29 protein-coding genes and 1 pseudogene are annotated in these 26,783 nt (G+C 69.5%); 13 read left to right on the top strand and 17 right to left on the bottom strand.

What is annotated here, in order from left to right:
* Window positions 1-18: 18 nt before the first annotated feature.
* Window positions 19-789 (bottom strand): HpcH/HpaI aldolase family protein, encoded by a 771-nt coding sequence (locus MKK67_RS28890; RefSeq protein ID WP_243972046.1) that lies wholly within the window; start codon window positions 787-789, stop codon window positions 19-21.
* A 113-nt stretch (window positions 790-902) separates the two neighbouring features.
* Window positions 903-1,793, bottom strand: a complete 891-nt coding sequence (locus MKK67_RS28895) for a LysR family transcriptional regulator (protein WP_243972048.1) — start codon at window positions 1,791-1,793, stop codon at window positions 903-905.
* 158 nt (window positions 1,794-1,951) lie between these two features.
* On the opposite strand from MKK67_RS28895, the gene MKK67_RS28900 reads away from it, so the two are divergent.
* The 3 genes from MKK67_RS28900 to MKK67_RS28910 are packed head-to-tail and all read left to right on the top strand — an operon-like array spanning window position 1,952 to window position 3,292.
* Entirely contained in the window at window positions 1,952-2,266 is a 315-nt protein-coding gene (locus tag MKK67_RS28900; RefSeq protein ID WP_243972050.1) for an ArsR/SmtB family transcription factor, read from the top strand.
* On the top strand, window positions 2,263-2,622 hold the full coding sequence (locus MKK67_RS28905; RefSeq protein ID WP_243972052.1) for an SRPBCC family protein: 360 nt from the start codon (window positions 2,263-2,265) through the stop codon (window positions 2,620-2,622). The genes MKK67_RS28900 and MKK67_RS28905 overlap by 4 nt, the downstream gene beginning before the upstream one ends.
* A 46-nt stretch (window positions 2,623-2,668) precedes the next feature.
* Window positions 2,669-3,292, top strand: coding sequence for an ATP-dependent Clp protease proteolytic subunit (locus MKK67_RS28910; RefSeq protein WP_243972054.1), 624 nt, complete (start codon window positions 2,669-2,671; stop codon window positions 3,290-3,292).
* 110 nt (window positions 3,293-3,402) lie between these two features.
* Here MKK67_RS28910 and MKK67_RS28915 read toward each other — a convergent pair whose 3' ends face one another.
* Window positions 3,403-4,536, bottom strand: a complete 1,134-nt coding sequence (locus MKK67_RS28915) for a branched-chain amino acid ABC transporter substrate-binding protein (RefSeq protein WP_409568458.1) — start codon at window positions 4,534-4,536, stop codon at window positions 3,403-3,405.
* Window positions 4,537-4,649: 113 nt separating this feature from the next.
* Window positions 4,650-5,765 (bottom strand): branched-chain amino acid ABC transporter substrate-binding protein, encoded by a 1,116-nt coding sequence (locus MKK67_RS28920; protein WP_243972056.1) that lies wholly within the window; start codon window positions 5,763-5,765, stop codon window positions 4,650-4,652.
* 351 nt (window positions 5,766-6,116) lie between these two features.
* Here MKK67_RS28920 and MKK67_RS28925 point away from each other — a divergent pair, with 351 nt between their 5' ends.
* Window positions 6,117-8,798 carry an MGH1-like glycoside hydrolase domain-containing protein gene (locus MKK67_RS28925; protein WP_243972058.1) on the top strand — a complete coding sequence of 894 codons (2,682 nt, stop codon included), beginning with the start codon at window positions 6,117-6,119 and terminating at the stop codon, window positions 8,796-8,798.
* A gap of 107 nt (window positions 8,799-8,905) precedes the next feature.
* Here the strand turns inward: MKK67_RS28925 and MKK67_RS28930 are convergent, their stop codons facing one another.
* The 3 genes from MKK67_RS28930 to MKK67_RS28940 all read right to left on the bottom strand — a co-directional run bounded on the left by MKK67_RS28930 (window position 8,906) and on the right by MKK67_RS28940 (window position 10,595).
* Window positions 8,906-9,226 (bottom strand): hypothetical protein, encoded by a 321-nt coding sequence (locus tag MKK67_RS28930; protein WP_243972060.1) that lies wholly within the window; start codon window positions 9,224-9,226, stop codon window positions 8,906-8,908.
* Between the two features lie 147 nt (window positions 9,227-9,373).
* A complete protein-coding gene (locus tag MKK67_RS28935; RefSeq protein ID WP_243972062.1) occupies window positions 9,374-9,637 on the bottom strand; it encodes a hypothetical protein in 264 nt (87 codons plus the stop codon).
* Between the two features lie 406 nt (window positions 9,638-10,043).
* Complete coding sequence (locus MKK67_RS28940; protein WP_243972064.1) at window positions 10,044-10,595, bottom strand: hypothetical protein; 552 nt, start codon at window positions 10,593-10,595, stop codon at window positions 10,044-10,046.
* Window positions 10,596-10,891: 296 nt separating this feature from the next.
* On the opposite strand from MKK67_RS28940, the gene tauA reads away from it, so the two are divergent.
* From tauA to MKK67_RS28960, 4 genes are all read left to right on the top strand, one after another.
* Window positions 10,892-11,917: a taurine ABC transporter substrate-binding protein gene (gene tauA / locus MKK67_RS28945; protein WP_243972066.1), complete on the top strand. Its 1,026-nt coding sequence runs from the start codon at window positions 10,892-10,894 to the stop codon at window positions 11,915-11,917.
* Between the two features lie 34 nt (window positions 11,918-11,951).
* On the top strand, window positions 11,952-12,737 hold the full coding sequence (locus tag MKK67_RS28950; protein WP_243972068.1) for a taurine ABC transporter ATP-binding protein: 786 nt from the start codon (window positions 11,952-11,954) through the stop codon (window positions 12,735-12,737).
* A gap of 1 nt (window position 12,738) precedes the next feature.
* Window positions 12,739-13,602 (top strand): ABC transporter permease subunit, encoded by an 864-nt coding sequence (locus MKK67_RS28955; protein WP_243972070.1) that lies wholly within the window; start codon window positions 12,739-12,741, stop codon window positions 13,600-13,602.
* Window positions 13,603-13,681: 79 nt separating this feature from the next.
* Window positions 13,682-14,365, top strand: coding sequence for a PAS domain-containing protein (locus MKK67_RS28960; protein ID WP_243972073.1), 684 nt, complete (start codon window positions 13,682-13,684; stop codon window positions 14,363-14,365).
* Between the two features lie 37 nt (window positions 14,366-14,402).
* Here the strand turns inward: MKK67_RS28960 and MKK67_RS28965 are convergent, their stop codons facing one another.
* Entirely contained in the window at window positions 14,403-14,726 is a 324-nt protein-coding gene (locus MKK67_RS28965) for a winged helix-turn-helix transcriptional regulator (protein ID WP_243972075.1), read from the bottom strand.
* A 150-nt stretch (window positions 14,727-14,876) separates the two neighbouring features.
* Between MKK67_RS28965 and gstA the strand changes: the two genes are divergently transcribed.
* Window positions 14,877-15,506 (top strand): glutathione transferase GstA, encoded by a 630-nt coding sequence (gene gstA / locus MKK67_RS28970; protein ID WP_243972077.1) that lies wholly within the window; start codon window positions 14,877-14,879, stop codon window positions 15,504-15,506.
* A 35-nt stretch (window positions 15,507-15,541) separates the two neighbouring features.
* Here the strand turns inward: gstA and MKK67_RS28975 are convergent, their stop codons facing one another.
* Window positions 15,542-17,227: a hypothetical protein gene (locus MKK67_RS28975; RefSeq protein WP_243972078.1), complete on the bottom strand. Its 1,686-nt coding sequence runs from the start codon at window positions 17,225-17,227 to the stop codon at window positions 15,542-15,544.
* Window positions 17,228-17,517: 290 nt separating this feature from the next.
* On the opposite strand from MKK67_RS28975, the pseudogene MKK67_RS28980 reads away from it, so the two are divergent.
* Both MKK67_RS28980 and MKK67_RS28985 read left to right on the top strand, forming a co-directional pair.
* Window positions 17,518-18,027, top strand: a pseudogene (locus tag MKK67_RS28980) (ferritin-like domain-containing protein).
* A gap of 249 nt (window positions 18,028-18,276) precedes the next feature.
* On the top strand, window positions 18,277-18,474 hold the full coding sequence (locus tag MKK67_RS28985; protein WP_007563351.1) for a hypothetical protein: 198 nt from the start codon (window positions 18,277-18,279) through the stop codon (window positions 18,472-18,474).
* Between the two features lie 105 nt (window positions 18,475-18,579).
* Here the strand turns inward: MKK67_RS28985 and MKK67_RS28990 are convergent, their stop codons facing one another.
* Window positions 18,580-19,350 carry an SDR family NAD(P)-dependent oxidoreductase gene (locus tag MKK67_RS28990; protein ID WP_243972080.1) on the bottom strand — a complete coding sequence of 257 codons (771 nt, stop codon included), beginning with the start codon at window positions 19,348-19,350 and terminating at the stop codon, window positions 18,580-18,582.
* 160 nt (window positions 19,351-19,510) lie between these two features.
* Between MKK67_RS28990 and MKK67_RS28995 the strand changes: the two genes are divergently transcribed.
* On the top strand, window positions 19,511-20,158 hold the full coding sequence (locus MKK67_RS28995) for a TetR/AcrR family transcriptional regulator (RefSeq protein ID WP_243972082.1): 648 nt from the start codon (window positions 19,511-19,513) through the stop codon (window positions 20,156-20,158).
* 59 nt (window positions 20,159-20,217) lie between these two features.
* Here MKK67_RS28995 and MKK67_RS29000 read toward each other — a convergent pair whose 3' ends face one another.
* The 7 genes from MKK67_RS29000 to MKK67_RS29030 all read right to left on the bottom strand — a co-directional run bounded on the left by MKK67_RS29000 (window position 20,218) and on the right by MKK67_RS29030 (window position 25,563).
* On the bottom strand, window positions 20,218-20,562 hold the full coding sequence (locus tag MKK67_RS29000) for a DUF1330 domain-containing protein (RefSeq protein ID WP_243972084.1): 345 nt from the start codon (window positions 20,560-20,562) through the stop codon (window positions 20,218-20,220).
* Window positions 20,563-20,625: 63 nt separating this feature from the next.
* Entirely contained in the window at window positions 20,626-21,318 is a 693-nt protein-coding gene (gene pyrF, locus MKK67_RS29005) for an orotidine-5'-phosphate decarboxylase (protein WP_243972102.1), read from the bottom strand.
* Between the two features lie 70 nt (window positions 21,319-21,388).
* A complete protein-coding gene (locus MKK67_RS29010; RefSeq protein WP_243972086.1) occupies window positions 21,389-21,730 on the bottom strand; it encodes a BrnA antitoxin family protein in 342 nt (113 codons plus the stop codon).
* The gene (locus tag MKK67_RS29015) at window positions 21,717-21,992 is read right to left on the bottom strand and encodes a BrnT family toxin (protein ID WP_243972088.1); all 276 of its coding nucleotides are present in this window, start codon (window positions 21,990-21,992) and stop codon (window positions 21,717-21,719) included. The genes MKK67_RS29010 and MKK67_RS29015 overlap by 14 nt, the downstream gene beginning before the upstream one ends.
* A 65-nt stretch (window positions 21,993-22,057) precedes the next feature.
* Complete coding sequence (locus MKK67_RS29020) at window positions 22,058-22,690, bottom strand: uracil-DNA glycosylase family protein (protein ID WP_243972090.1); 633 nt, start codon at window positions 22,688-22,690, stop codon at window positions 22,058-22,060.
* A 159-nt stretch (window positions 22,691-22,849) separates the two neighbouring features.
* Window positions 22,850-25,063: a xanthine dehydrogenase family protein molybdopterin-binding subunit gene (locus tag MKK67_RS29025; protein ID WP_243972092.1), complete on the bottom strand. Its 2,214-nt coding sequence runs from the start codon at window positions 25,061-25,063 to the stop codon at window positions 22,850-22,852.
* 44 nt (window positions 25,064-25,107) lie between these two features.
* Window positions 25,108-25,563, bottom strand: coding sequence for a (2Fe-2S)-binding protein (locus MKK67_RS29030; RefSeq protein ID WP_243972094.1), 456 nt, complete (start codon window positions 25,561-25,563; stop codon window positions 25,108-25,110).
* 276 nt (window positions 25,564-25,839) lie between these two features.
* On the opposite strand from MKK67_RS29030, the gene MKK67_RS29035 reads away from it, so the two are divergent.
* Window positions 25,840-26,783: histidine kinase dimerization/phospho-acceptor domain-containing protein (locus MKK67_RS29035; RefSeq protein ID WP_279601889.1), on the top strand; the 944-nt coding region annotated here is incomplete at its 3' end.

Consider the following 26,783-nt stretch of genomic DNA (forward strand, 5'->3'; position numbering starts at 1 on the left):
GCATCGGATGCTCCTCGCTCAGCCTTCGGTGCGGAATCGCCCGGCCAGCGCCTCGGCGTTGCGGGCCAGAAGCCCCAGATCCGAGCCGACCGCGGTGAACCGGGTGCCGGCCGCGATGTAGCGCTTGGCCAGCTCCTCGCTCGGCGTGAGGATGCCGGCATGCTTGCCGGCCTTCACGATCCGGCCGACCGCGTCCTCGATGGTGCGGACCACCTCCGGATGGCCCTGCTGGCCGACATAGCCGAGGCTGGTGGAGAGGTCGCCGGGCCCGATGAAGACACCGTCCACGCCCTCGACGGCGGCGATCGCGTCGAGATTGTCCAGGGCGCGGCGCGACTCGACCTGCACGATCACATAGATCTCGGCCTCGCAGCGCGTGTGATAATCGGGGATCCGGCCGAACCGGGCGGCCCGGGGCGCCTGCGAGAAGCCGCGCACGCCGCGGGGCGCGTAGCGCGTCGCCGCGACCACCCGCCTGGCCTGCTCGGCATCGTCGATATTGGGGATCATCAGCGATTGCGCGCCGGCATCGAGGATGCGCTTGATGGTGATGGCATCGTCGCTCGGCACCCGCACCACCGGGTTGGTGGCGTTCTCCATCATGGCCTGGAGTTGGAAGTAGATATCCCGCAGGTCGTTGGCCGAGTGCTCCATGTCGAGGAGCAACCAGTCGAACCCGGCGCCGGCGACGATCTCCGTGGAGATCGGGCTGGCGAGGCTGCACCACAGGCCGATCTGCTGGCGCCCCTCGCCGAGGGCGGCCTTGAAGCGATTGGTCAGGCTGTCCATGGCGATTCCTCCGGGCCGTCTCGGCATCTGCGTGCCGTCAGGTTATCAGGCGCAGCCTTTCCGTCGAAGGTCAAAGCCAAAGGCTGGATCGATCGATGCGGCGCGCGCATGGATCAGGCGGGCGGCAGCTCCGCCAGGATCGCGACCAGCCGGGCGATCAGCGGCTCGTCCGCATCGCGCCGCCAGGCCAGGACCAGCTCGGCGGGCCGCGGGGCCGGCAGCACCAGCGGCCGGAACACCACGCCTTCGAAGCGCAGGCGCTCGGCCGCCGCCGGCACCAAGGCGATCCCGAGGGCGGCCCGGACCAGGGCCAGGATCGAGTGGATCTGGGTCAGCCGCTGCACGATCCGGGGCTCCACCGCGGCCTCGGCGAGCAGGCCCTGAACCAGGTCGTGGAAGTAGCGGGCCTCGTTCGGCGCGTAGGCGATGAGCGGCTCTCCGGCGAGATCGCCCGGCTTGAGGTGCTCCCGAACAGCCAAAACATTCCCGGCCGGAAGCGCCGCCACGAGGGGCTCCGCCAGGGCCCGGACGGCGATCAAGTCCGGATGGGTGACCGGCGGGCGGACCAGGGCGGCGTCGATGCGGCCGGCGAGCAGTTCCTCGACCTGATCCCGGCTGACCATCTCGCGCAAGGCGAGGGTGATGTCGGGCAGCGCCCGCCGAAGCTCCGTGACGAGGCGGGGCAGGAAGTCGTAGGCCGAGGCCGCCGTGAAGCCGAGCTTCAGCACCCCCGCGCGCCCGGCCGCCACTTGGCGGGTGACGTGGGTCGCGGTCTCGGCCAGCCGCAGGATGCGCTGCGCCTCCGGCAGGAAGCTGCGCCCGGCCGCGGTCAGCCGGACGGAGCGGCTGGTGCGCTCCAGGAGCTGCACATCGAGGATCCGCTCCAGCACCTGGATCTGCCGCGACAGGGGCGGCTGGGTCATGTTCAGCCGGGCGGCCGCGCGCCCGAAATGCAGCTCCTCCGCCACGGCGGCGAAGCACCGGAGCTGACTGAAATCGAACATCGCTCCTCCCCTGGCGCCGCGACGCGATGGGGGAGCATAAAGCCTTGGCGGCCGCCCTGTCGCGGCAGTCACCCTTGGCCGTTCGGCTTAGGGGGGCGCCCGCTTCCGTTGGATTGTCGGGCCTTGCGAATCACATAAGTAACTGCTTATGTATCGACATGAACGAAGATGATCTCTTCCGGGCGTTGGCCGATCCGACCCGGCGCGCGATCTTCGAGAAGCTCGCTGCGGGCAGCATGAACGCCAGCGTCCTGCGGGAGGGGATGGGGATCAGCCAGCCGGCGATGTCCCAGCACCTCTCGGTTCTTCGGAGCGCCGGACTGGTGCGGGAAGAACGGCAGGGCCGTTTCGTGAACTATGAGGTCGACCCGGACGGGCTGACGCACATTGCCCAGTGGCTGGCGAAGTATCGCGCCTACTGGCCCGCCCGCATCGAAGCTCTCAAGGCGCTGCTGAAGGATATGGACCAATGAGCGACGCGGAGCCCGACGCGGCCGAGACCGGCATCGCAGGCGATTACGAGCTCGATGCGCCGCCGCACAAGGTCTGGCGCGCCCTCCATACGCCCGAGCTTCGCGAGATCTGGTTGCCGGGGAGCGCCTTGGCCGAGCCGGACGCGATCACCGTCATCCCCGGGAAAGAGCTTCGGTTTCGGATGCGGGACGATGCGCCCCCGTTTCTCGAAAGCACCGTGACGTTCCGGATCGCTCCGAACCGAACCGGCGGAACGCGTCTCCGGGTGATCCACGCGCTGACCGACCCACGGTTCGACCGGATGACACGGGCCGCCTCGAACACCAACACGCAGCCGCTCATGCGCGCCGCCTGACGCGGCGCATCGATCTGTCGTTGTCCGAAGCCTTGAGGGGTCGCCGATGCGCGAAGCGATGCAACTTGTCCCGATCGTCGTGGAACAATCCAACCGAGGCGAACGGTCCTTCGACATCTATTCGCGCCTTCTGCGCGAGCGGATCATCTTCCTCAACGGCGAGGTCAACGACACGGTCGCTGCACTGATCTGCGCGCAGCTCCTGTTCCTGGAGGCCGAGAACCCGAAGAAGCCGATCCACCTCTACATCAATTCCCCGGGCGGGGTCGTGACCAGCGGATTGGCGATGTACGATACCATGCGCCACATCCGGGCACCGGTTCACACCCTCTGCATGGGCACGGCCCGCTCCATGGGCTCGTTCCTGTTGATGGCCGGCGCGCCCGGCGGACGTGCGGCCCTCCCCAACGCGAGCATCCACATCCATCAGCCCTTGGGCGGGTTCCAGGGGCAAGCCTCGGACATCCTCATCCATGCCGAGGAAACCCGCAAAACGAAGCACCGCATGACCCGGCTCTATGCCGAGCATTGCGGCCGTCCGTACGAGGATTTCGAGCGTGCGATGGACCGCGACTACTTCATGACCGCCGAGGAAGCCCTGGACTGGGGCCTGATCGATCGCGTGCTTCAACCTCACGAGGATGACGGGCCCGCCATCGGATCCGTATGACGCGCCATCAGGCCCTTGAGCTGACACAGGCGAAACAGGGATCCCAAAGGGCCGCGGGCCCTTTGGCGGGGTTCGGGGCGCGCAGCCCCGAAGTTCGCAGGGCAGCGCCCTTACGGCGTCAGCTCGTGGCCGGCATAGTCGATCTTGCCGTCGGGGCCTTTCGTCCAGACGTGCATGACGTAGTCGAGCCGGGTGATGTCGCCCTTCTTGTCGTAGGCGATCGGGCCCAGCACGGTCTCCACCGGCTTGCCCTGGTGCAGCCAGTCCGCGAGCGCCTTGCCGTCGCTGGAGCCGGTCTCGGCCGCCGCCTTGGCCAGCACCTGCACGGCCGCGTAGGCGTACAGGGTGAACGCCTCGGGATCGATGCCCTTGGCCTTGAACGCGGCGACCACCGCCTGGGCGTTCGGGTTCTTGCGCGGGTCGGGCGGGAAGGTCATCAGCGTGCCCTCGGCGGCCGGCCCGGCGATCTGCACGAATTCCTTGTCGGTGATGCCGTCGCCGCCCGCCACGATGGCCTGAAGGCCCTGGTCGCGCATCTGGCGCAGGATCAGCCCGGCTTCGGTGTGGTAGCCGCCATAATAGACGACATCGATGGTGGCCGATTTCAGCTTCGAGACCAGCGCCGAATAGTCCTTCTCGCCCGGGTTGATGCCCTCGATCAGCGCTGCCTTGCCGCCCTTGGCCTTGAACACCGTCAAGGTCTCCTCGGCCAAGCCCTTGCCGTAGGTCGTCTTGTCATGGACGAAAGCGATCTTCTTGTCCTTGAAATGCGCGGCGAGATACGCGCCCGCCACGGCCCCCTGCTGGTCGTCCCGGCCGCAGGTGCGGAACGTGTTCCACATCCCGCGCTCGGTGAACTTCACGTTGGTGGAGGCCGGCGAGATCTGGATGATGCCGGCGTCGAGGTAGACGTCGGAGGCCGGGATCGAGACGCCGGAATTGAAGGTCCCGACCACCATCTTGACGCCGGTGCCGGCGAACTTGTTGGCCAGCGAGACACCCTGCTTCGGGTCGGAGGCGTCGTCGCCGACCACGGTCTCGAAGAGCCGGCCCTTGATGCCGCCGGCCTTGTTGAGGTCCTCGATCGCCTGGCTGGCGCCGTTGCGGATCTGCGCGCCGAAGGCCGCGTAGGGTCCGGTCAGGGGCGCGGCGACGCCGATCTTCACCGGCCCGCCCGTGTCCTGCGCCTGAGCGGCGCCCGCCGTCAGGAGCCCGAGAAGACAAAACGCCAGAGTTGCTCTCACGATACGCTCCCATATCGAAAACGGTGCCTCGAAGCCTGTGCGGGGGCTTCCGCCCGGAGCGCGCGCCACCGAGCCGGCGGCGCGCGGGTCACGTCGAGGGCCCGGAGCCGCCCTTACGGCACCAGCTCGTTGCCGGCGTAGTCGATCCGGCCGTCGGCGCCCTTCTTCCAGGCGTAGATGACGTAGTCGGGCCGGGTGAGGTCGCCCTTCTTGTCGTAGGCGATCGGGCCGACCACGGTGTCGATCGTCTTGCCCTGGTGCAGCCAGTCGGCCAGCACCTTGCCCTCGCTGGAGCCGGTCTCGGCTGCGGCCTTGGCCAGAACCTGCACGGCCGCGTAGGCGTAGAGCGTGTAGGCGTCGGGATCGATGTTCTTGGCCTTGAACGCCGCGACCACCGCCTGGGCGTTCGGGTTCTTGCGGGCATCCGGCGAGAAGGTCATCAGCGTGCCCTCGGCGCCGTCGCCGGCGATCTGCACGAACTCCTTCGGGGCGAGGCCGTCGCCGCCGACGAGGGTCGCCTTCAGGCCCTGGTCGCGCATCTGGCGCAGGATCAGCCCGGCCTCGGTGTGGAAGCCGCCGTAATAGACCACATCGACGTTGGCCGATTTCAGCTTGGAGACGAGGGCCGAGTAGTCCTTCTCGCCCGGGTTGACGCCCTCGAACAGCACCTCCTTGCCGCCCTTGGCCTTGAGCGTCAGCTGCGTCTCCTGGGCCAGGCCCTTGCCGTAGGCCGACTTGTCATGGACGAAGGCGATGCGCTTGCCCTTGAAGTGATCGGCCAGATAGGCGCCGGCGACCACGCCCTGCTGGTCGTCGCGGCCACAGGTCCGGAAGGTGTTCCAGAGCCCGCGCTCGGTGAACTTCACGTTGGTCGACGACGGGGTGACCTGGATGATGCCGGCATCGAAATAGACGTCGGAGGCCGGGATCGAGACGCTGGAGGCGAAGGCGCCCACCACCATCGTCACGCCGTCCGCCGCGAGCTTGTTCGACACCGAGACGCCCTGCTTCGGATCGGACGCGTCGTCGCCGTAGACGGGCTCGAACAGCCGGCCCTTGATCCCGCCGGCCTTGTTGATGTCCTCGATCGCCTGGCTGGCGCCGTTCTTGACCTGCACGCCGAAAGCCGCATACGGCCCGGTCACGCCGGCGGAGATACCGATCTTCACCGGGCCGCCCTTGTCCTGGGCCTGTACAGCGCCGATCGTCAGAAGACCAGCAATGGCCATCGACAGTATTTTTTTCATGCCCGCCCCCGCGTTCGAAGATTAATGCGCCCCTGAACCCGCATGCAACATTTCGGCCAGGCTCATCGGCCGTGCATCGGTCTGCCGCGACGCGGTCTTGAACCTCAGTTCAACGCGCCACGCAGTCAAGGCCGCAAGCATAGGGATGATGGGCGCCGGATTGATCTGCCCCCATCCCGATCCGGCCGGACGGGTCGCGGCTTTCGCCGACCTCAGGTGGCGTGGCTTCGATGATGCATCCGAAGGCGACGCCCGTCGCAGCCCATCGAGATCGATGACCGTCCCTCTGCCGCTCCATAGCCCACCCGCCACCCCGCATCCGGGGCGCGGCTGATGAGTCCGCTCGGGGACGAATCTGCCGACTGGGCGGAGCGCCGCCGGATCGCCGAGCAGGGAAGGGGCGACCGGGCCTGGTCCCAATGGGGGCCGTATCTCAGCGAGCGGCAATGGGGGACGGTGCGGGAGGATTACAGCCCCGACGGCAATGCCTGGCGCGCGCTGCCGCACGAGGAGGCCCGCTCGCGCGCCTATCGCTGGGGCGAGGACGGCCTGGCCGGGATCTGCGACGAGCGCGGCGGCCTCTGCCTGGCGCTGGCCCTGTGGAACGGCCGCGACCGCATCCTCAAGGAGCGCCTGTTCGGCCTGACCAACCAGGAGGGCAACCACGGCGAGGACGTCAAGGAGGTCTACCACTACCTCGATGCGGTCCCGAGCCACGCCTACCTCAAGCTGCTCTACCGCTACCCGCAGGCGGCGTTCCCCTACGAGGCGCTGGTGCGCGAGAACCTGGCGCGCGGGCGCGACCAGCCGGAATACGAGATCGAGGAGACGGGGATCTTTGACGACAGCCGGTTCTTCGACATCACCGTGGAATACGCCAAGGCGGATGCCGACGACATCCACGCCGTCGTCACCGCGCTCAACCGCGGCCCGGAGACCGCCGAGCTCCACCTGATCCCGCAGCTCTGGTTCCGCAACACCTGGTCCTGGCAGGCCGGGCAGGACCGACCGCGGATCGCCGCCGATCCCGAGGGCGGCGCGACCTGCACGCATCCGCGGCTCGGCCCCTATCGCCTCGCCTATGACGGCGCGCCGGAGTTGCTGTTCTGCGAGAACGACACCAACCTGCGGCTCCACGGCGGGCAGCCGGACGCGCCCGGCCCGTTCAAGGACGGCCTGCACGCGGCGATCGTCGGGGGCGATGCGGCCGCCATCCGCCGGGATGCGGGCACGAAGCTCGGCCTGCACTACGCCCTGCGGCTGGAGCCGGGCGCCACCGCCCGGATCCGGCTGCGCCTGTCGGCCGGCTCAAGGGTGCGCCCGGTCGACGCCGAGGGCGCCGTCGTCCGGCGCCGAGTGTCCGAGGCGGACGCGTTCTACGAGGGGCTTCAGGACGGCATCCCGGACCCGGATGCCCGCACGATCTTCCGGCAGGCCGCCGCCGGCCTGATCTGGTCGAAGCAGCTCTACTGCTACGACGTGCGGCGCTGGCTCGAGGGCGATCCGCTCCAGCCGGTGCCGCCCCGGGAGCGCGAGGGCGGCCGCAACAGCCAGTGGCGCCATTTCGCGGCGGCCGACGTGCTGTCGATGCCCGACACCTGGGAATACCCGTGGTTCGCCGCCTGGGACCTCGCCTTCCACTGCCTACCCCTGGCCCTGCTCGACCCGGACTTCGCCAAGAAGCAGCTCCTGCTGCTCACCCGCGAATGGTACATGCACCCGAACGGGCAACTCCCGGCCTACGAGTGGGAGTTCGGCGACGCCAATCCGCCGGTCCATGCCTGGGCGGCCTACCGGGTGTTCGAGATCGACCGGGACCGCCGAGGCGGGCGCGGCGACATCGCCTTCCTGGAGGGCGTGTTCCACAAGCTGCTGATCAACTTCACCTGGTGGGTGAACCGCAAGGACGCGCAGGGACGCAACGTCTTCCAGGGCGGCTTCCTGGGGCTCGACAATGTCGGGGTGTTCGACCGGTCCCGGCCGCCCCCGGGCTTCGGGGTGGTCCACCAGGCCGACGGCACCGCCTGGATGGCGATGTACGCCCTCAACATGATGCGCATCGCCCTCGAGCTGGCGCGCCACAACGACGTCTACGAGAGCACCGCCTCGAAGTTCTTCGAGCACTTTCTGCTCATCGCCGAGGCGATGACCGAGATGGGCGGGCAGGGGGGCGGCCAAGGCGGCGGGGAAGGGTTCGGCCTGTGGGACGAGGTCGATGAATTCTACTACGACGAGGTCGACATTCCCGGCGGCGGGATGCTCCCGTTGCGGGTCCGCTCGATGGTCGGGCTGGTGCCGCTCTTCGCCGTGGAGGTGATCGAGCCCTCCGTGCTCCAGCGGCTGCCGGACTTCGCCCGGCGCCTGAACTGGGCGCTGGAGAACCGGCCGAACCTCGCCCGCTTGGTCTCCCGCTGGAACGAGGGCGGCGTGAAGGACCGCAAGCTGCTGTCGCTGCTGCGCGGCCACCGGATGAAGGCGCTGCTGCGGCGCATGCTCGACGAGGCCGAGTTCCTCTCGCCCTACGGCGTGCGCTCCCTGTCGAAGGTCCACCGGGACGCGCCCTACGTGCTCAACGAGCTGGGGGCCTCGTTCACGGTCCGGTACGACCCGGCCGACTCGACCTCGAACATGTTCGGCGGCAACTCGAACTGGCGCGGGCCGGTGTGGATGCCGATGAACTACCTGATCGTCGAGGCTTTGCGGCGGTTCCACACCTATTACGGCGACGAATTCCTGGTGGAATACCCGACGGGATCGGGCGCGATGTGCACGCTGCGCGCGATCGCCGACGCCCTGGAGGACCGGCTGATCGCCCTGTTCGCCAAGGATGCGGACGGGCGCCGGCCGGCCTTCGGAGCACGGCCGCCGATCCCCCCGGCGCCCGGCGCCGAGGAGGCTCTGCTGTTCCACGAGTTCTTCGACGGCGATACCGGCCGGGGCCTCGGCGCCTCGCATCAGACCGGCTGGACCGCGCTGATCCTCAACCTGCTGCGCGACCGCGCCCGGTCGCGCTAAAGCGCTCGCCGCCGAAGTGGATACCGGTTCGGCGTAAGCGAGCGCGTTCAATCAAGGATTTGGAGCCGTTCCCGATTGCAATGCGATCGGGAACGGCTCCAAGCGCCTCAGCAGCTCAGGCGACGACCCTCGCGGCGGCCGAAGGTCCGGTAATGGGCCGCACCGGATTCCATCTGGCCGTTCGCGATCGCACGGCGGACATCCGGGTTGCAGCGCAGATACTCGCGCTCGTCGAACCCGCCATAGGCGCGCTCGCCGTAGCCGCGGTCCCGATAGCCGCGGTCGCGGCCCCGGTAATCGTCGTCGCGATCCCGACCACCGTAATCCCGATCGCCGTAGCCGTAATCGGGGCCGCGCTGCGCCACAGCCGGCCCGAGGGCGGACATCACGCCGAAACCGACGGCGATCGCTGCCAAAAACGCTTTCATCGTACCTGTCTCCTATCGGAGGCTTGAAACGCGTTGCGGCCCAGATGGTTCGATGAGCCGCCGCGCATCAAAAAGCCCGGCGGCGGTGTCATCCGCGGCCGGGCCGAAAACGACGCTGCCCGGGACGAGGCCCAGGCAGCCACCCGATCACATGCGGTGCATCATCTCGCGGCGCATCATGCGATGGCGCATCTCACGGTGCATCATGCGCCGCTCCATGTGACGCCGCATCATCCGGCGCTCCATGTGGCGACGCTCCATCCGGCGCTCCATGCGGTCCATCTGGACGGTCGAGACGATGTCGGCCGGGGCGGCCACGGCGGCGGGGGCGAGCGGGGCAGCGGAAGCGGGCGACGCGACGGCGGCGCCGAAGGCGGCGAGCAGGGCCGCGGTGATGAGCGTGGTGCGCAAAGGATGTTTCCTCTCATGCCGCCGTCGAGGGCGGTTGTTTTCCTCGGAGCCGTGAGAGGAGCAAATCCTTCCCGGACCCAGCCCAGCAAGCCGCAGACCGCCAAGATGGTTCCACCGCCGCCGGAGCCGCACCAGATCCGGGCCGGCAACGCTCGACCCGGCCGCCCGGACGGATTCCGGCAGCATCGCCGAGCGGGGCAAAGGTGTGTCTCAGGACAAACCGCAACCGCCGGATGGGATTCGTGAGACCTTCGCAGCAGAAGGGCGTCCGGGCGGAGGATCAGCGCGCGAATCCGAGGAGAAGTCGCTTTCAATTTCGTCACCGGCAAGGTCGTGAGGACCGGTCAGAGACGGTGTACCCAGCGCCAGTGATGCCGCGGAGGCCGCTGATTTGGCGGCGCGCTCTCTAGCTCTCGAGCCGCGGCACGGCGCCGGGCGGCGGGGCTGGGGGAGGCATGCTCGCCAGGTCCGAATCGGCATGATGCCGGCCGTTCAGCTCAGCGGGGACGGGGCGGGCCAGCTCCAGGGCCGGAAGCGCGATGCTCTTCACATCGCTGCGCAGCGTGATCTGCTTGACCTCGACGGCCTGCCGCCCGCGCATGAGCGGGTTTTGGCGCACGTAGCTGATGAATTCCTCGGCCGCCCGCAGCTTTGATGTGTTGTGCTCGGCCTCCTGTGCCCGGATCCGCTCGGCCTCAAGCTCCCGAATCTTGGCCTCCTTGGCCTGGTGCTGCAGTTCGAGGGACGCGAAAGCAAGCCCCGTGGCCGCACGGTCGAACACGGAGCTCACTTTCAATGTCGGGCTGGAGAACAGAATATAGACGCTGTTGGCGACCAGAAAAACAGCCACCAACAACACGACCAGATCCATCGCACGTCCGCTCACGGTCCAGAAGACCAGCACGACAGCCAGCGACAGGACAGAGAGTCCGAGAAGAATATATCGCAGGATCGACATGATCTAGCCTAAATTCATTTTTTTGAATCGAATTGGCGAGATTTATAAAGGTTTCGATTCTGAAAGGCAAATCTATCGGTGCCTTGTGCGGTCCACAGGCTTCGGTTGCCGATCGCCCCCGCTCGGGGCGGATGGCCCGGTCCGCGAAGCGCAGGACCGGCCCGATCGGGCCGCTTCGCGCACCGACAGGCGCGCCCGGTGCGAAGGCCCCTTGCCTCCGAAGCTTAACTTGTCCGACCCTGCCGTCGGCAAGCCGGCTCGGCATTGAGTCGGGGTGCCGGAGGGGGAATGAATTCATGATATCAGCAGGTTCTCGCCGCCGCCGCTCCGGCGCGCTGGCCCTTCTCGCGGCGCTCGCGCCCCTGGTCCTCGGCGCCCTGGCGCCCGGCCGGGCCAGGGCTGCCGACAAGGAGGTCACCTTCGCCCATCAGGACATGGTGGTGCCGTTCCGGGCCCTGATGGATTCGGGCGCCATCGAGAAGGCCACCGGCTACACGGTGCACTGGCGCAAGTTCGGCGGCGGTGGCGACGTGATCCGCGCCATGGCGTCCGGCAACGTCCAGATCGGAGAGGCGGGATCGAGCCCGATCGCCGCGGCGGCCTCCCAGGGGCTCGACATCGAGCTGTTCTGGATCCTGGACGAGATCGCCGATGCAGAGCAGCTGGTCGCGCGCAACGGCAGCGGCGTGAAGAGCATCGCTGATCTGCGCGGCAAGACGGTCGCGGTGCCGTTCGTATCGACCTCGCACTACCAGCTCATCGCGGCGCTGGCGGGAGCCGGGCTGACCCAGAAGGACGTCACGATCCTCAACATGCGCCCGCCCGAGATCGCCGCCGCCTGGGAGCGCGGCGACATCGACGCGACCTTCATCTGGGATCCGGTGCTGGCCCGGGTGAAGAAATCCGGCACGGTGCTGATCTCGGCCGGCGACATCGCCCGCCAGGGCAAGGCGACCTTCGACGGCCTGGTGGTGGACCGGGCCTGGGCGGCCAAGAACCGGGACTTTTTGGTGACGCTGGTGAAGCTGATCGCCGCCCAGGATGCGGCCTACGTGGCAAAGCCCTGGGCGGCCGATGCGCCGGAGGTGAAGGCCACGGCCAAGATCACCGGCTCGACCCCCGAAGAGGTGCCGGCGAGCCTGGCGGCCTACCGCTTCCCGACCCTCGAGGCGCAGGCCTCCCCGGCCTGGCTCGGCGGCGCCGCCGCCAAGGCCCTGACCGAGACCGCGGAGTTTCTGAAGGCGCAAGGGCGCGTGCAGGCGCTGGCGCCCGATTACGGCCGGTTCGTCACCGGCGACTACGTGGCCGCGGCCCGGAAATAGCGACGGCTCCCCGGCGGCAGGTTCGGAGTGGCCCATGATCGAGATCCGCAACGTCAGCGTCCATTATGGGGCGGGGGATTCCACCGTCGCCGCCCTCTCGGGGATCGACCTGACGATCCGGCCCGGGGAGTTCGTGGTCGCCCTGGGCGCCTCGGGCTGCGGCAAGACCACCCTGCTGTCGGCGATCGCGGGCTTCCTCGAACCGAGCGCGGGCAGCATCCTGCTCGACGGCAAGCCGATCCGGGGGCCGGGGGCCGACCGGGGCGTGGTGTTCCAGCGCCACGCCCTGATGCCCTGGCTGGATGTCGCCGAGAACGTCGCCTTCGGGCCGAAGCTGCGCGGCATCCCCCGGGCGGAGCGGCGCCGGATCGCGCTTGCCATGCTCGACCTCGTGGGCCTCGCCGACTTCGCCGACCGGAAGGTCTACGAACTCTCCGGCGGCATGCAGCAGCGGGTCGGCCTCGCGCGTGCGCTCGCCAGCGACCCGCGCGCCCTGCTGATGGACGAGCCGCTGGGCGCGCTCGACGCCTTCACCCGCGAGCAGGTCCAGGAGCTGATCCTCCGGGTCTGGGACCGGACCGGCAAGATGGCGTTCTTCATCACCCACGATGTCGAGGAGGCGGTCTTCCTCGCCACCACGCTGCTGATCATGAGCCCGCGCCCCGGCCGCATCGTCGAGACGATCGCGCTGCCCTTCTCCCGGGCCTTCCTGGCCGGGCGCGACGCCCGGGCGGTGAAGTCGGATCCGGACTTCATCGCCATGCGCGAGCGCGTGCTCGGGCAGATCCATCACCGCGCAGAGCCGGCGCTCGGAGCCTGAGATGAGCGGCTTGCCCCTCGATACGCCGGTTTCGGCCCCGGCCCCCGCCGAGGCGGCGCCCCGCCGACGTTTCGGAGCCCGCCGCCGCGCCCTGCGCGACGGGATGCTGGTCCCGGCCGTCAGCATCGCGACGGTGCTCGCCGTCCTGGCGCTCTGGGCGGTCGCGACCGCGGTCGGCTGGGTCAAGCCGCTGTTCCTGCCGCCCCCGGGGGCGATCCTGTCGGCCTTCGCGCAGGCCTGGAACGGCGATCTCGATGGGGCGCCCCTCGGCATCCATGTCCGGGACAGCCTGCTGCGCGTGGTCGGCGCCTTCCTGATCGCCGCCGCGGCCGGGATTCCCGCGGGTCTGGCCATGGGGACGAGCCGGATCGCCCGGGGCCTGCTCGATCCGCTGATCGAGTTCTACCGGCCGCTGCCGCCCCTGGCCTACCTGCCGCTGATGATCATCTGGTTCGGGATCGGCGAGCTGTCGAAGGTGCTGCTGATCGTCCTGGCCTGCTTCGCCCCGGTGGCCCTGGCGACGCGCTCGGGCGTGCTCTCCGCCTCCGGCGACCAGATCAACGCGGCGCGGGCGCTGGGGGCGAGCCGCTGGCAGGTGCTGCGCTACGTGGTGCTGCCGGCGGCGCTGCCGGAGATCCTGATCGGCCTGCGGATCGGCATGGGCGTGGGCTGGACCACCCTGGTCGCCGCCGAGATGGTGGCGGCCCAGGCCGGGCTCGGTCAGCTCGTCCTCAACGCCTCGAATTTCCTGCGCACCGACGTGGTGGTGATGGGGATCCTGGTGATCGGCCTGTTCGCGGCCCTGTTCGAGTTCGGCATGCGCTGGCTGGAACGCGCGCTGGTGCCCTGGAAGGGCAAGGTCTAAGCGGCCGGCCCCATTCGCGGATTGCGTCGCGGGCGGGGACAGGGGGCGACCGTCGCATGCGTACTCTATTCGACCGGCAATGTCTGATACATCCGGCCCCAAGACCGTGCTGACCGGTAACGGGCTGGCGCAGACCTGCGATCGGGTATCGGGGGATATCGTGGTGGACCAGTCCGACGACATCGTCTCCGAGGCGGCCCTGATCGCGGCGCTCGAAGCCTCGGGCGGCGTCGGGTTCTGGATGTGGGATATCCCCAACGACGACGCGCACGCCGATCCGGTCACGGCTTTGCTGTTCAACATCAGCCCGGCCCGGTCGCGCGCGGGCGTCGGCCTCGCCGAGATCATGAAGGCGGTCTATCACGAGGATCAGGCGCACATCACGCAGGTCATCCTGGACTGCGTGCGATCCGGCGGCTCGTACACGGCGGAGTACCGGGTCTGCTCCCCGGAAGGGCGGTTGCGCTGGGTGTTCACCCGCGGCCATTTCTATCTGGACGAGAACGGCCGCCCGACGACGGGCCGGGGGGTCGTGGTCGAGATCTCGGACAGCAAGGCCGCCGGCGTCGCCTTCGCCACGCGGGACGGGAGCACGATCGAGGGGGCCCTGAACAAGACCGCAGACCTGTGCCTGTCCCTGCACAACGCCGTCTCGGAACTCGGCGACACGCGCATCGTCGCCTTGACGGAAACCCTGCTGCTCGAGATCGGCAAACATCTCGCCGATCGGCAGCGCGCGCCGGCGAACCTGTCCCTGCACTGACCGGGCTGGAGGACCAAGCCAAGACGCGGCGAAACGTTCAGGCGGCGTCGCGCTGCTTCAGCCAGAGGCCGAATTCCTGGACGACGGACACGACCGCCTTCAGCCGCAGGCCGTCCTCAGTGAGCGCGTATTCCACCTTGACGGGCGTCGTCGGATACACGGTGCGCCTGATGAGACCGGCGGATTCGAGGGCGCGCAGATCCAGCGTCAGCATCCGCTGCGAGATGCCGGGCAGGTCGCGCCGGAGCTCGTTGAAGCGCTTCGGACCGTCGATCAGGTAGGACACCAGCAGCAGGCGCCAGCGGCCGCCGAGGAGGTGCATCGCGTGCTCGACGGAGCAGCCGGTCACGGTCGCCCTCATCGGCCCAGGCCCGAACCCGGCACAGTATAATTCTTGTGCCCAGCGCTCAAATTACTGCGTTCTTCCGGCATCGTCTCGACTGCGCTACGCAAAGCTCTGGAAACCCCCGTTTCCAGCACCGACGTTACGGCACGTCTTCAGAGCTTGTCCATGAAACTGTATTGCATCCCCGCGAGCTGCTCGCTCGCGCCGCACATCGTCGCCCACGAACTCGGCCTCGACCTGACTCTCTGCCGGGTCGATCACGCGACGCACAGGACGGAGGGAGGCGAGGATTACTTTGCCGTCAACCCGCACGGCTACGTCCCGGCCCTCGATCTTGGCGACGGCACCGTCCTGCGGGAGGGCCCCGCCATCCTGCAATACCTCGCCGACCTGAAGCCAGAGGCGGGTCTCGCCCCGGCGAACGGGAGCTTCGCGCGCTACCGCCTTCAGGAGATGCTCGGGTTCCTCAATTCCGAGTTCCACAAGGGCTTCGTCCCCCTGCTCTATGCCCGGCTGGCGGGCCACTGGGTCGAGACCGCCAAGCCGAAGCTCGAAGCGCGCTATGCCTGGATCGACGCGCAGCTCGCCGCGCAGGATTTCCTCCTGGGCGACAGCTTCACGGTCGCCGACGCCTACCTGTTCGCGCTCACCGGCTGGGGGCAGGCCGCGTGGCTGACCTCGTATTACCGGGCCGACATCCACTTCGACCCCCTGCACAATCTTCAGGCCTGGTACGGCCGCGTGCGCGGGCGCCCGGCGGTGCGGAAGGCGTTGCAGGCGGAGGGGCTGCCATAGGGCAGCCTTGGCCCTTTTTTCCCCTGGCCAGGGCTTCAGAACGGATAGTAGCGCAGCGAGGCCAGCCCGGTGACGAGGTGGGTGGAGGGCTGGATGCCGGCGGCGCCCCGGAAAGCGTCGCGCTCGGTGTAGGAGGCCTGCGCGCCCGCCACGAGGCGCCCGTACGGGCCCTTGTACAGGTCGTGCCAGAAGCCGCCGGTGATCTGCCGGATGTCGCGGCTCTCCGCCTGGCAGGTCCCGCTCGCCGCGCCCTCGACGGCGCAGCCTGTGACCACCAGGGTCGGCGCGCCGTAGCCCGTGGCGTTGCGGGCGCCGGCCCGCGACGCGTGCTCCCAGCCGGCATAGAGATAGACGTCGGTGCCCGGCTGGATATGGGCGACCGCGCCGGTCAGCAGCTGGAAGGCCGGGATCGGGGCGATCGAGCCGTCGGCCTTGAGGGCGAAGTCGGGCAGCTGCGCCGAGCCGTAGCGGCCGATGCCCTGGCCGACGAGGCCGCTGACCTGGATGTCGAGCCCTTTGTCGATCACCGGCAGGGTCGCGGCGCCGCCGATCCCGTAGCCCAGGGCGCTGTCCGAGCGGCCGGGGAGGCGGGTCGCGGCGGTGATATTGGTCGCGCTCAGGCGGTCGTCGAAGACGCGGACCAGCCCCTTGACCTCGTAATGGCCAAAACCCGGCTCGACGGCGAGCTTGCCGACGATGTCGGGGGCGCTGTTGTTCGAGTAGGTGGTGGCGGTGTTGAGCAGGCCGGCGCCGTCGCCGGTGTTGTTGACGTTGACGAGGCCGGGGGCGGCGAACGGGCTCGGCGGCAGCACGCTCTGGGGCGATTCCGCCGACAGGCCCGCCCAGAGGCCCGGCGCCAGATCCTTGACCACCCGCACCTGCGGGTTGCGGGTCCAGTTGAAGCCCGGCACGTATTGCGCGTCGATGGTGAGCGGGACCTGCTCCTTGAGCGGCGTGATCCCGGAGAGGTCCGTGGTGATCAGGCTCCAGGCTTGGCCCGCCAGCACGTGCCAGCCGGAATCCAGGGCGTCGACGGTGGCGAAGATCTGCCGGACCCGCGGCACGTAGCTGTTGCTCTCGCGGGAATTCGAGGTGGTGCCGGCCGCCAAAAAGTCGATCTCGTAATAGCCCGAGATCTGGAGCGTCGGCTCGACCTTGGCGGTAAACAGGCCGCTCAGGCGGCTTTGCCGGGCGGAGAAGCGGAACTCGCTCTCGCGCGCCTGCGGGCTGTTGCGGAACGGGATGCCGTTGAAGTCGGTGGCGAGATCCGAGGCGAGGTTGGGGTTGCGGAAGACGCCCGCCAGCTCGACGAAGCCCCCCGGGGTGAAGCAGATCGCCGGGCCGAGGGCGTAGCTGCCGGCGTTGCAGACGAGGTCGTTGGCGAGGATCACCGGTGTATGCTCGGAGGCGCCCGGCCGCGCGCCGCCGGGCCCGCCCGCCTGCGCCACCTGCTGCTGGCGCTCGGTCCGCGCGGCGAGGCGCGCCTGCTCGTGCGACAAAGCCCGGCGGGCGCGCGTCTCGCCGGCGAGCGCGCTACGCTGCGACCCCGCCTGCCGGCGCAGGGCGGCGAGCTCCTGCTGCATGGCCTGCATCTGCCGCTGCATCGCGTCCATCCGGGCCGCCATCTCGGCGACGTTCTGGGCGCGGGCGGGAACGGCCGCGAGGCCGGCCGCGAGGACCAGGGCGCCCGGCCAGGCGCTCGGGAGGGTCGGTCGGAACATCGTGCGTCACCCCGTGCGGTCACGGATCGGAGGCTGTGTCCACGATTTGTCGGACATGACGGATGACGCCGGCATGACGGCATCACCCGTGGTCGTCACGTCCCTTGGGAAACCCGCGTTCTGGATGTGTCGGGACGGGGCCGCTGTGGCCGCAGCGCCACGGGCGCGGCCCCCGAATCCGACGCGTTGGGCGGGGGGCTGCGACCTTCCGGCAGGAACTTGGCCGTGCGGCCGAGGGGTTACCCGAGGGATCGGATCGCTACGATCTACACCCATCGCGAGACAGCAGCATGACCTTGGATACACGTTCCATCTACGTCACCGCCTTGAAGAACACCCACGCCGTCGAGATGCAGGCCCTGCAGATCATGGAGCGACAGGTCTAGCGCCTGGAGCATTACCCGGAGATGGAGAAGGCCCTGCGCCGGCACATCGAGGAGACCCACGGCCAACGCCAGCGCCTGGAGGAAGCCCTTCAGAGCCTGGGCGACGCGCCGTCGGCGCTCAAGGAGGGGTTTCTGGGCTTCGTCGGGAACATGATGGCGCTCGGCCACGCGCCGGCCCAGGACGAGATCCTGAAGAACACCTACGCCAACCACGCCTTCGAGAATTTCGAGATCGCGGCCTACGAGTCGCTGCTCACGATCGCCGACGCGGCCGGCCAGCAGGGCCACCGGACCGGCTTCCAGCAATCGCTCAAGGAGGAGCAGGGCATGGCCGAGGCGGTGCGGTCGCTGATCAAGCCGACCACAGAGCGCTACCTCGCGCTGACGACGGCGGGCGAGAAGGCCGATCGCTGACGCAACGGGTCCCGGTCGGCACAGAGCGGATACACCGCCGCGCCGGGGCCCACGATGCCCCGATGGTAACGGAACGGACGCTCCGCCACCTTGAACTGTTATAGTCAAGCTCTGCCGAGATAGGCCGGGCGGGACTCGGAGCACGAATACGCGATCCGCATCGGATCCCGTGCGAAAAACAGTCCTCCCCCCGCGAACCGAACGGCAGCCTGACCGTTATGTCCTCGAACACTTTCCAGAGGGCAGGACATGGCCAAGCACGAGATCCTCGGCTACTTTGAACACCGCCGCGACGGGGCCTGGGTGTGCGTTCGGCCGTTCACCCTGACCACGCGCGATGCCAGCGTCGACATCCGCCAGGGCATGCGCTTCGATTACGGCAAGCGCGTCGGCGGCCTCGACCTCGCTGAGTATCTGGAGCAGCTCGGCTCGCAGTTCGGTTCGTAGGCCGAGATCGACGCCAGCCCGTCCGGCATCGTGCCAGCGGGCTTCTGCTCAACACGCTGCATCCACGAAGGGCGCCGGGAAAAACACCCGGCGCCCTTCGCTGTTTCAGGCCCCGCCCCACTGCATGGTCAGGCCGCCATCGACCACCAGCGTGTGGCCGGTGACGTAATCGGATGCCCCTGAAGCGAGATAGAGAATCGCCCGGGCGATCTCTTCGGGCTGGCCGGCGCGGTGCCACGGGATCCGCTCCAGGGACTGGTCGAGCACCTCGGTCTTCTCGAAGCGGTCGGCGGTCATCGGCGTCTCGATCAGGCCCGGGGCGACGTTGTTGACGTTGATCCGATCCTCGGCGAGTTCCCGCGACAGGCTGCGGCACAGGGAGCCGAGCCCGGCCTTCGACATGCCGTAGGGGGCGCTCTCGGGGGTCGGCAGGTGCTGGGCCACCGAGGAGACGAACACGATCTTGCCGCCGCCGCCTTCAGCCCGGCGCATCCCGATGAACGGGCGCGCGCAGAACAGCGGTCCCATCAGGTTCACCCGCAGGATCCGCTCCAGCAGGGCGTCGTCCATCTCGGCCACCGGCACGCCGCTCATCGCCTGGCCGGCATTGGCCACCAGGATGTCGAGGCCGCCCAGTTCGCTGCCGATGCGGTCGTAGGCGGCGTTCACCGCGGCCGGATCACCGACATCGAGCTGCAGCACCAGGGCGCGGCGGCCGGCCGCCTCGACCCGGGCGGCGGTCTCCCGGATGCCCGCCTCGTCGGTATGGTAGGTGATCGCCACGTCGGCGCCCTCGCGGGCGAACAGCTCCGCGGTCGCCTGCCCGATGCCGGAATCGGCGCCGGTGATCAGGGCTCGTTTGTCAGTCAGGATCATCGTGCGTGTCTCGCGCTCGCCGCCCTCGAAGCGGCCGGATGCCGGGGCAATCGGTCCGGGCGGAGAGGGTTCCGGACGCGCGGACCCGCCGCAGTTGATCGTGGGTCGGGGGCGGTCGGGGTCTTTGACGCCCGCCGCGCCGGTGCCCTAGTGAGGGGGTATGTCCCTGGATGCCCCAACCCCCTCGCTCGCGGAGGAGAGCGCGCCCACCACCCGCTGCCGGATCCTGGCGACGGCGGCGGCGTATTTTCGCGAGATCGGCTACCAGAAGACCACCGTGGCGGACATCGCCCGGACGCTGAAGATGAGTCCGGCCAACGTCTACCGGTTCTTCGATTCGAAGAAGGCGATCAACGAGGCGGTTCTGGAGCGGCTGATCGGCGAGATCGAGGCGCTGGTCTCGGAGGTCGCGGCCCGGCCGGGCCTGACGGCCACCGAGCGCCTGGTGGCGGCGATCGACCTGCTGCACCGCGACTGCACCCGGCGCTGCGAGGAATTTCCCCGGCTGCACGAGATGGTCGAGGCGGCCATGGGCGAGAGCTGGGAGGTCTGCCGCCACCACATCGCCCGGGTCACCGCCGGGTTCGAGCGGATCATCCGCGAGGGCGTGGCCAGGGGCGAGTTCGAGGCCGCCGACCCGGCGGAAGCAGCCGCCTGCATCCATGCCGGCATCGCCCGCTACACGCATCCGCTCCTGGTCGGTCAGACCGCGCTGCAGCCGGTACCTTCGCTGGAGGCCATGACGGCTTTCCTGTTGCGGGGCCTGGCGCCGAGGGGGCGGAATGCCCCCGAGGATGGATCGGCGTAGGACGCGTCACAAGGCGTCAGTCAGGCAAGGACCTGCTTCGAGACCCGAGGCCGAAAACCTTACTCGGAGGCCCGTCCGGCCTCCGGCGCTGGCTCGGAGGTGTTGGGCTGCGGGCCGTCATAGCCCTCGATCACCAGGATCTCGGCATCGACCCCGCCGCGCTGCTTGGCCTTGGCCGCCTGGTAGAGGTCGGAATTCCAGCAGGCGAGGGCGTCGGCGTAGCTCGGGAACTCGATCACCACGTTGCGGGACCGGGGCTGCCCCATCACCGCCTCGTAGGCGCCGCCGCGCACCAGGAAGCGGCCGCCATGCTTGGCGAAGGCGACGCCGTTGGCGGCCACGTAGTCCTTGTAGGCCTCCGCGTCGCGGACATCGACCCGCGCGATCCAGTAGCCCTTTGCCATCCTGCGCCTCATCGGTTGCCAAGCGGACGTAGATCCCGGCCGCCTGAAGACAATGCCGGGGGCTCAGGCCAGCTCGGCGACGATCGCCTGGGCCACGGCCCGCGGATCGGCGGCGCCGGTGATCGGGCGCCCGACCACGACATGGTCGATGCCGGCCTTGCGGGCGTCCCCGGGGGTCATCACCCGCTTCTGGTCGCCGGCCTCGGCGCCCGCCGGGCGGATGCCCGGGGTGACGATCAGCCGGTCGGGCCCGACGATGCGCCGGACCGAGGCCGCCTCGGTCGCCGAGCAGACCAGGCCATCGACGCCGATCTCCGCGGCCTGGGCGGCGCGCTTGGCGACCAGTTCGGCCACCGAGAGGCCGTAACCGGCCTCCGCGGCATCGGCATCGTCGTAGGAGGTCAGCACCGTCACGGCCAGGATCTTCAGGCCCGCGCCCCGTCCGCGCACGGCCGCCCGCATGGTCTGCGGATAGGCGTGCACGGTCAGGAAGGTGGCGCCCAGCCCCGAGGCCGAGCGCACCCCCTCCTCGACGGTGTTGCCGATGTCGTGGAGCTTCAGGTCGAGGAAGATCTTGAGGCCGCGCGCCGCCAGCCGCTCGGCCAGCGCCAGCCCGCCCGCGTAGCCCAGCCGGTAGCCGATCTTGTAGAAGGTCGCGGTATCGCCGATCCGGTCGATCAGCGCCTCGGCCTCGGGCACACTCGGGAGATCGAGGGCCACGATCAGGCGGTCGCGGGGGTCGGCACGCACGGTCATCGAGTCGTCCTTCAGGCTGGCGGCACCGACCATGCCGCGGCGATCCCTGTCAATCAGGACCCGGAGCCTATCAGCCGCGCTTGACGGCCTTGGTGCGCCGCTTGCCGCGCGCGATGCCCTCGGCCAGGGCCGCGTTCATGCGCGCCTGCCAGCCAGGGCCGCCGGCCTTGTAGGCGGCGAGCACGTCGGGATCGACGCTCAGAGTGAGCTGCACCCGCCCGGTCTCACCCTGCGGGCGGCGGCCGCGCTGGTCGAGTGCAGCGGCGAGATTTGGCGGTAGGCCTTCGGACCCCAGGTGCATCTGGGCTAGCTGTTCGGCGGTCAGCTCGGGATTGTCGGACACCTCGTCCCAATCCGCCTGGGAGTAGGCGGCGTTCGGAACGTAGCCGGGGGCGTGGTCAGAGGGCTTCATAGATCGATCTCTCCGTCCGGTTGGCGCGGCGGACGCTCACGACATCGAAGGCTTCGGTTCCCAACGGCGAGACGATCACCACAACCACGGCCTCGCCGAACCAGGTCCCAATGAGCAGGAAGCGCGCGCGGCCGGTGCGGCTCGGCTTGGTCGGGGCAGTCGCGTAACGGTCGAAGCTGAAGGCCTCCTCGAACTGGGCCGGATCGAATCCATGCTTGGCGATGTTCGCCGACCGTTTCGGTTCCTGCGCGATGAACTTCACGAACCGCAGCATAGACCCAAACCCCGGGACTGGAAGCGGCGGCGCGGCGAAATCCGCAGCTGGATCTATGCACCCAACACCCGCGCCACCTCCCCCTTCAGCACCGGCAGCAGTTCCGCCTCGAACCAGGGCTCGCGCTTGAGCCAGCCGTTGTTGCGCCAGGACGGGTGGGGCAGGGGCAGGATTCGGGGGCGGCGGGGCTCGGCGAGGATCGCGCGCCAGCGCCGCACGGTACCGGTCAGGCCGCCCTCCATCCGGCCCAGGTGCCAGCCCTGCGCGTATTGGCCGATTACCAGGATGAGATCGAGGTTCGGCAGGCCGGCAAACAGCTCCGCGCGCCAGCGCTCGGCGCATTCCCGGCGCGGCGGCCGGTCGCCACCCTTGGCGTCCAGGCCGGGGAAGCAGGAGCCCATGGGCACGATCGCAACCTGCGCGGGATCGTAGAACTGCGCCTCGTCGAGGCCGAGCCAGCTCCGCAGCCGCACGCCCGACGGATCGGTGAACGGCATGCCGGTGCGGTGGGCTCGCGTCCCGGGGGCCTGGCTCGCCACGCAGAGCCGCGCGCCGGTGCTGCCCTGCACGATCGGCCGCGGCTCCTGGGGCAGGGGCGGCCCGTAGAGCGGGCTGTCCCGGCAGAGGCGGCAGGCGCGCAGGCGCGCAGCGGTGTCTTCGAACGAGGCGGGAGCGGCTGAGGGCATCGGCCCCAAGATGGCGAGCCGCCACGCGCAAACCAAAAAAAACGGCGCCCAAAAAAAACGGCGCGGTGTCGCGCCGCGCCGTCGTCAGTCGGGTCTCTTACCTTGGGGGGAAGGCCCCTCCGTCTTACGCCGGGGCCGACAGGCGCGCCGTGCGATTCGTCACGCGCCCTTCACGCCGGAGAGGTCGAGGGGCAGGGCGCGCAGGCGCTGGCCGGTGGCAGAGAACACCGCGTTGGCGACGGCGGGCGCCAGCACGGGGACGCCGGGCTCGCCGATGCCGGTGGGCGCCGCCTGGCTCGGCACGATATGCACCTCGACCTTCGGCATCTCGCTCATCCGGGTCGGCTCGTAGGCGTCGAAATTGTGCTCCTGCACCTGACCGTCCTTCAGGGTGATGCGGTTGCGCAGCACCGCCGACAGGGCGAAGCCGACCGCGCCCTCGACCTGGGCGCGGATCACGTCCGGGTTAACCGGGACGCCGACATCCACCGCCGCCACGATCCGGTTCACCCGGATCCCGGAATCCTGCGCGGTGACGTCGGCCACCATGGCGACGTAGGAGCCGAAGGATTCATGGACCGCCACCCCGAGGCCGCGGCCCTTCTCCTGCGGCTTGTTCTGCGCCTTGGCCGACCAGCCGGCCTTGTCGGCGGCGAGCTTCAGGACGCCGGAGAGGCGCGGCGCCTGCGCCAGCAGCGACAGCCGGTAGGCCACGGGATCGACGTCGGCGGCATGAGCCAGCTCGTCGATCATCACCTCCATCACGTGGGCCGTGTGGGTGTGGCCGACCGAGCGCCACCACAGGACCGGCACGCCCTCGCGGCCGTTATGGACGCCGAAGCGGTAGGCCGGGAGCGCGTAGGGCGTGTCGGAGGCGCCCTCCACGGTGGTCGAATCGATGCCGTTCTTGACGATCATCGCCTCGAAGGGTGAGCCGATCATGATCGACTTGCCGACCATGACGTGATCCCAGCCGACCACCGCGCCCTTGGCGTCGATGCCGGCCCGGACCTTGTGCAGCACGGTCGGGCGGTAATAACCGCCGGCCATGTCGTCCTCGCGGGTCCAGACGAGGTGAATGGGCGCCTTCTCGCCGGCGGCCTTCAGCACCGTGGCGGCTTCCGCGAGGTAGTCGGCCGTGGGCGTCGCGCGGCGGCCGAAGGAGCCGCCGGCCCAGTTGCTGTGGAGCCGCACCCGGTCGGGCGTCACCCCGAGGATCGCCGCCATGGTCGCCTGCTCCACGGTCTGGAACTGGAAGCCGGCATAGACGTCGTAGCCGCCGTCGGCCGCCCGCTCGATCGTGGCGTTCAGGGGCTCCATCGCCGCGTGGGCGAGGTACGGGAAGGTGAACTCGGCCTCGATCACCTTGGCGGCGCCCTTCAGCGCGGCCTGCGGGTCGCCGCGCTCCGAGGCGGTGAGGCCGGGTCCCTTGGCGCGCTCCCGGTACTCGGCCAGGATCGCGTCGGACGAGCGGGTCTCGGCGGTGCTGTCGTCCCAGGTGACGGTGAGCGCCTCGCGGCCCTTCATGGCCGACCACGTGTCCCGGGCGATCACCGCCACGCCGGTGGGAACCTGGACCACGTCGAGCACGCCGGCGACCTTGCGGGCGGCGGCGGCGTCAAAACCCTTCACGGTGGCGCCGAAGCGCGGCGCGCGCGCGACCACAGCGGTGACCTGGTTCGGGCGGCGAATGTCGAGGGAATAGATCGCCGAACCGTTGGTCTTGGCCACGGAATCGAGGCGCGGCACCTTCGTGCCGATCAGCGTCCACTCGCTCGGGTCCTTGAGCCGCGGCTCGGACGGCACCGGCAGGGACGCGGCCGAGGCGGCGAGCTCGCCGAACCGGGCCTGCCGGCCCGAGGCGGCGTGGCGCACCACGCCGTCCGCGACGGTGATCTCCGAGACCGGGACCTTCCAGCGGAAGGCCGCCTCGGCCATCAGCATCTCCCGGGCGGCGGCGCCGGCCTTGCGCAGCTGGAACCAGGAATTGGCCACCGCGGTGGAGCCGCCGGTGCCCTGGATCGGGCCCATCAGGCTGTTGTTGTAGAGCGTCGCGTCGGCCGGCGCGAACTCGGTGCGCACCGTCTTCCAGTCGGCGCCGAGCTCGTCGGCCAGGATCGTGGCGAGACCGGTGGTGTTCCCCTGGCCCATGTCGAGATGCTTGATCACCACCGTGACGGTGTCGTCCGGGGCGATCCGCACGAAGGCGTTGGGCTGGGCCTTGACGCTCGCGAGGTCCGGGCCGGCGGCGGCCCGGGCGGGCTTCGCGTCCAGCCGGAAGGCGACCACGATGGCGCCGGTGCCGGCCAGGAAGCCGCGGCGGCTGGGCCGGGCTTCGGGCGGGACTCGGTTCGGTCGACGGGCGTTCAGCATGGCGGCGATGCTCCGGTCAGGACCGTGGAGAGGGGCGGGAATCTTCAGGCGAGGTCGCGCGCGGCCTCGTGGATCGCGGCGCGGATGCGCTGGTAGGTGCCGCAGCGGCAGATGTTGCCGTCCATGGCGCCGTCGATGTCGGCGTCGCTGGGCTTGGCGTTGCCGGACAGGAGCCCGATCGCCGACATGATCTGCCCGGACTGGCAGTAGCCACACTGCACGACGTCGAGCTTGCGCCACGCGGCCTGGACGGCATCGGCGACGCGGCCGGAGACACCCTCGATGGTCGTCACCTGGGCGGTGCCGACATCGCCGATCTTAGTCTGGCAGGACCGCACCGGCTGCCCGTCGAGATGGACCGTGCAGGCGCCGCACTGGGCGATGCCGCAACCGTATTTCGTACCGGTGGCGTCGAGGCGGTCGCGCAGGACCCAGAGCAGCGGCATGTCCGGGTCGGCGTCGATGTCGTGGGTGACGCCGTTGACGGTGAGCTTCGGCATGGTCGGCGGCCCTCGGTCGACACGCGGAATCCGGCGCGCACCGGATCGCGGCACTCGGCCCGCCACGTGCGTCTTCTACCGTAGCGGGCACCTCGACGCCAACGATGTGTGGCAGCGCACGGACGCGAGGCGTGCCGGCCGCCGCGAAACCAGCGCCGATGCGTAAGATCCAACCGATGCCGGCAGCCGCTTCTTAAGACATCCGCCCCATCCTGGCGCCATCACCAACTTTCCCAGCTGGCCCGCGCCGCGTTCGAGCCGAGTTTCAAGAGACCCATGTCCGATCTCACCGTCGAGATGGTGCAGCGCGGTCGCGGCCCCTCGACGGAGGAAGCGGCGCGACGCCTCGGTGTCGCCCGCGAGATCCGCTCGGCCCGCGAGAAGCTGACCTCGCAGACCGGCCTCGAGCGGGCCTTCGATCACGAGTTGCTGCGCCATTACGCCCGGTACCGGGCGGGGGCCGGCATTCCGCTGGTGCTGTTCGCGGTCACCCTCGCCACGGCGGCGACCTTCTGGATCGCCCCGGTCGTGGCCGCGCTCTGGGCACTGGGCGCGATCCTGATGATCACCCTCAACACCACGTTGAGCCGGCGCTTCCTGCGCGCCGACGCGGCGACGATCCCGCTCGCCCGCTGGCGCCGCCGCTTCCTGATCGGCGAGGTCCTGCAGAGCCTGTCGTGGTCGGCGATGATCGGGCTCGGCACCACCGGCGGCTGGACCTTCGTGTTGTTCGGCCTCGTCATCACGGCCGCGGTCTCGACGATGCTGGCGGCGACGGTGCCGGTGGCGGCGGTCGCCGCTTTGGTGCCGCTGGTCCTCGCCACCGCGTCACTCGCCGCCTGCTCGAAGGGCATGGAGGCGCTGCTGCTGGTGCTGATGGCCGCCGGCGCGCAGCTGTTCTTCCTGGGCCTCGCCCGCCGCCTCTACGCCTCGACGGTGGGCGCCCTGCGCTCGCGGGCCGAGAAGGACGCGGTGTTCGGCGAGCTGGAGCAGGCCAAGGCCAATTCCGACGAGGCGCGGCGCCGGGCCGAGGAGGCGAACCTCGCCAAATCGCGCTTCCTCGCCACCATGAGCCACGAGCTGCGCACGCCGCTCAACGCCATCCTGGGCTTCTCGGAGGTGATGAAGAACGAGGTGTTCGGCATCCACACGGCGCCGTCCTACCGGGAATACTCGAACGACATCCACGACAGCGGGATGCACCTGCTGAACCTGATCAA

The organism is Methylobacterium sp. J-072, from assembly GCF_022829425.1.
Classification (GTDB): Bacteria; Pseudomonadota; Alphaproteobacteria; order Rhizobiales; family Beijerinckiaceae; genus Methylobacterium.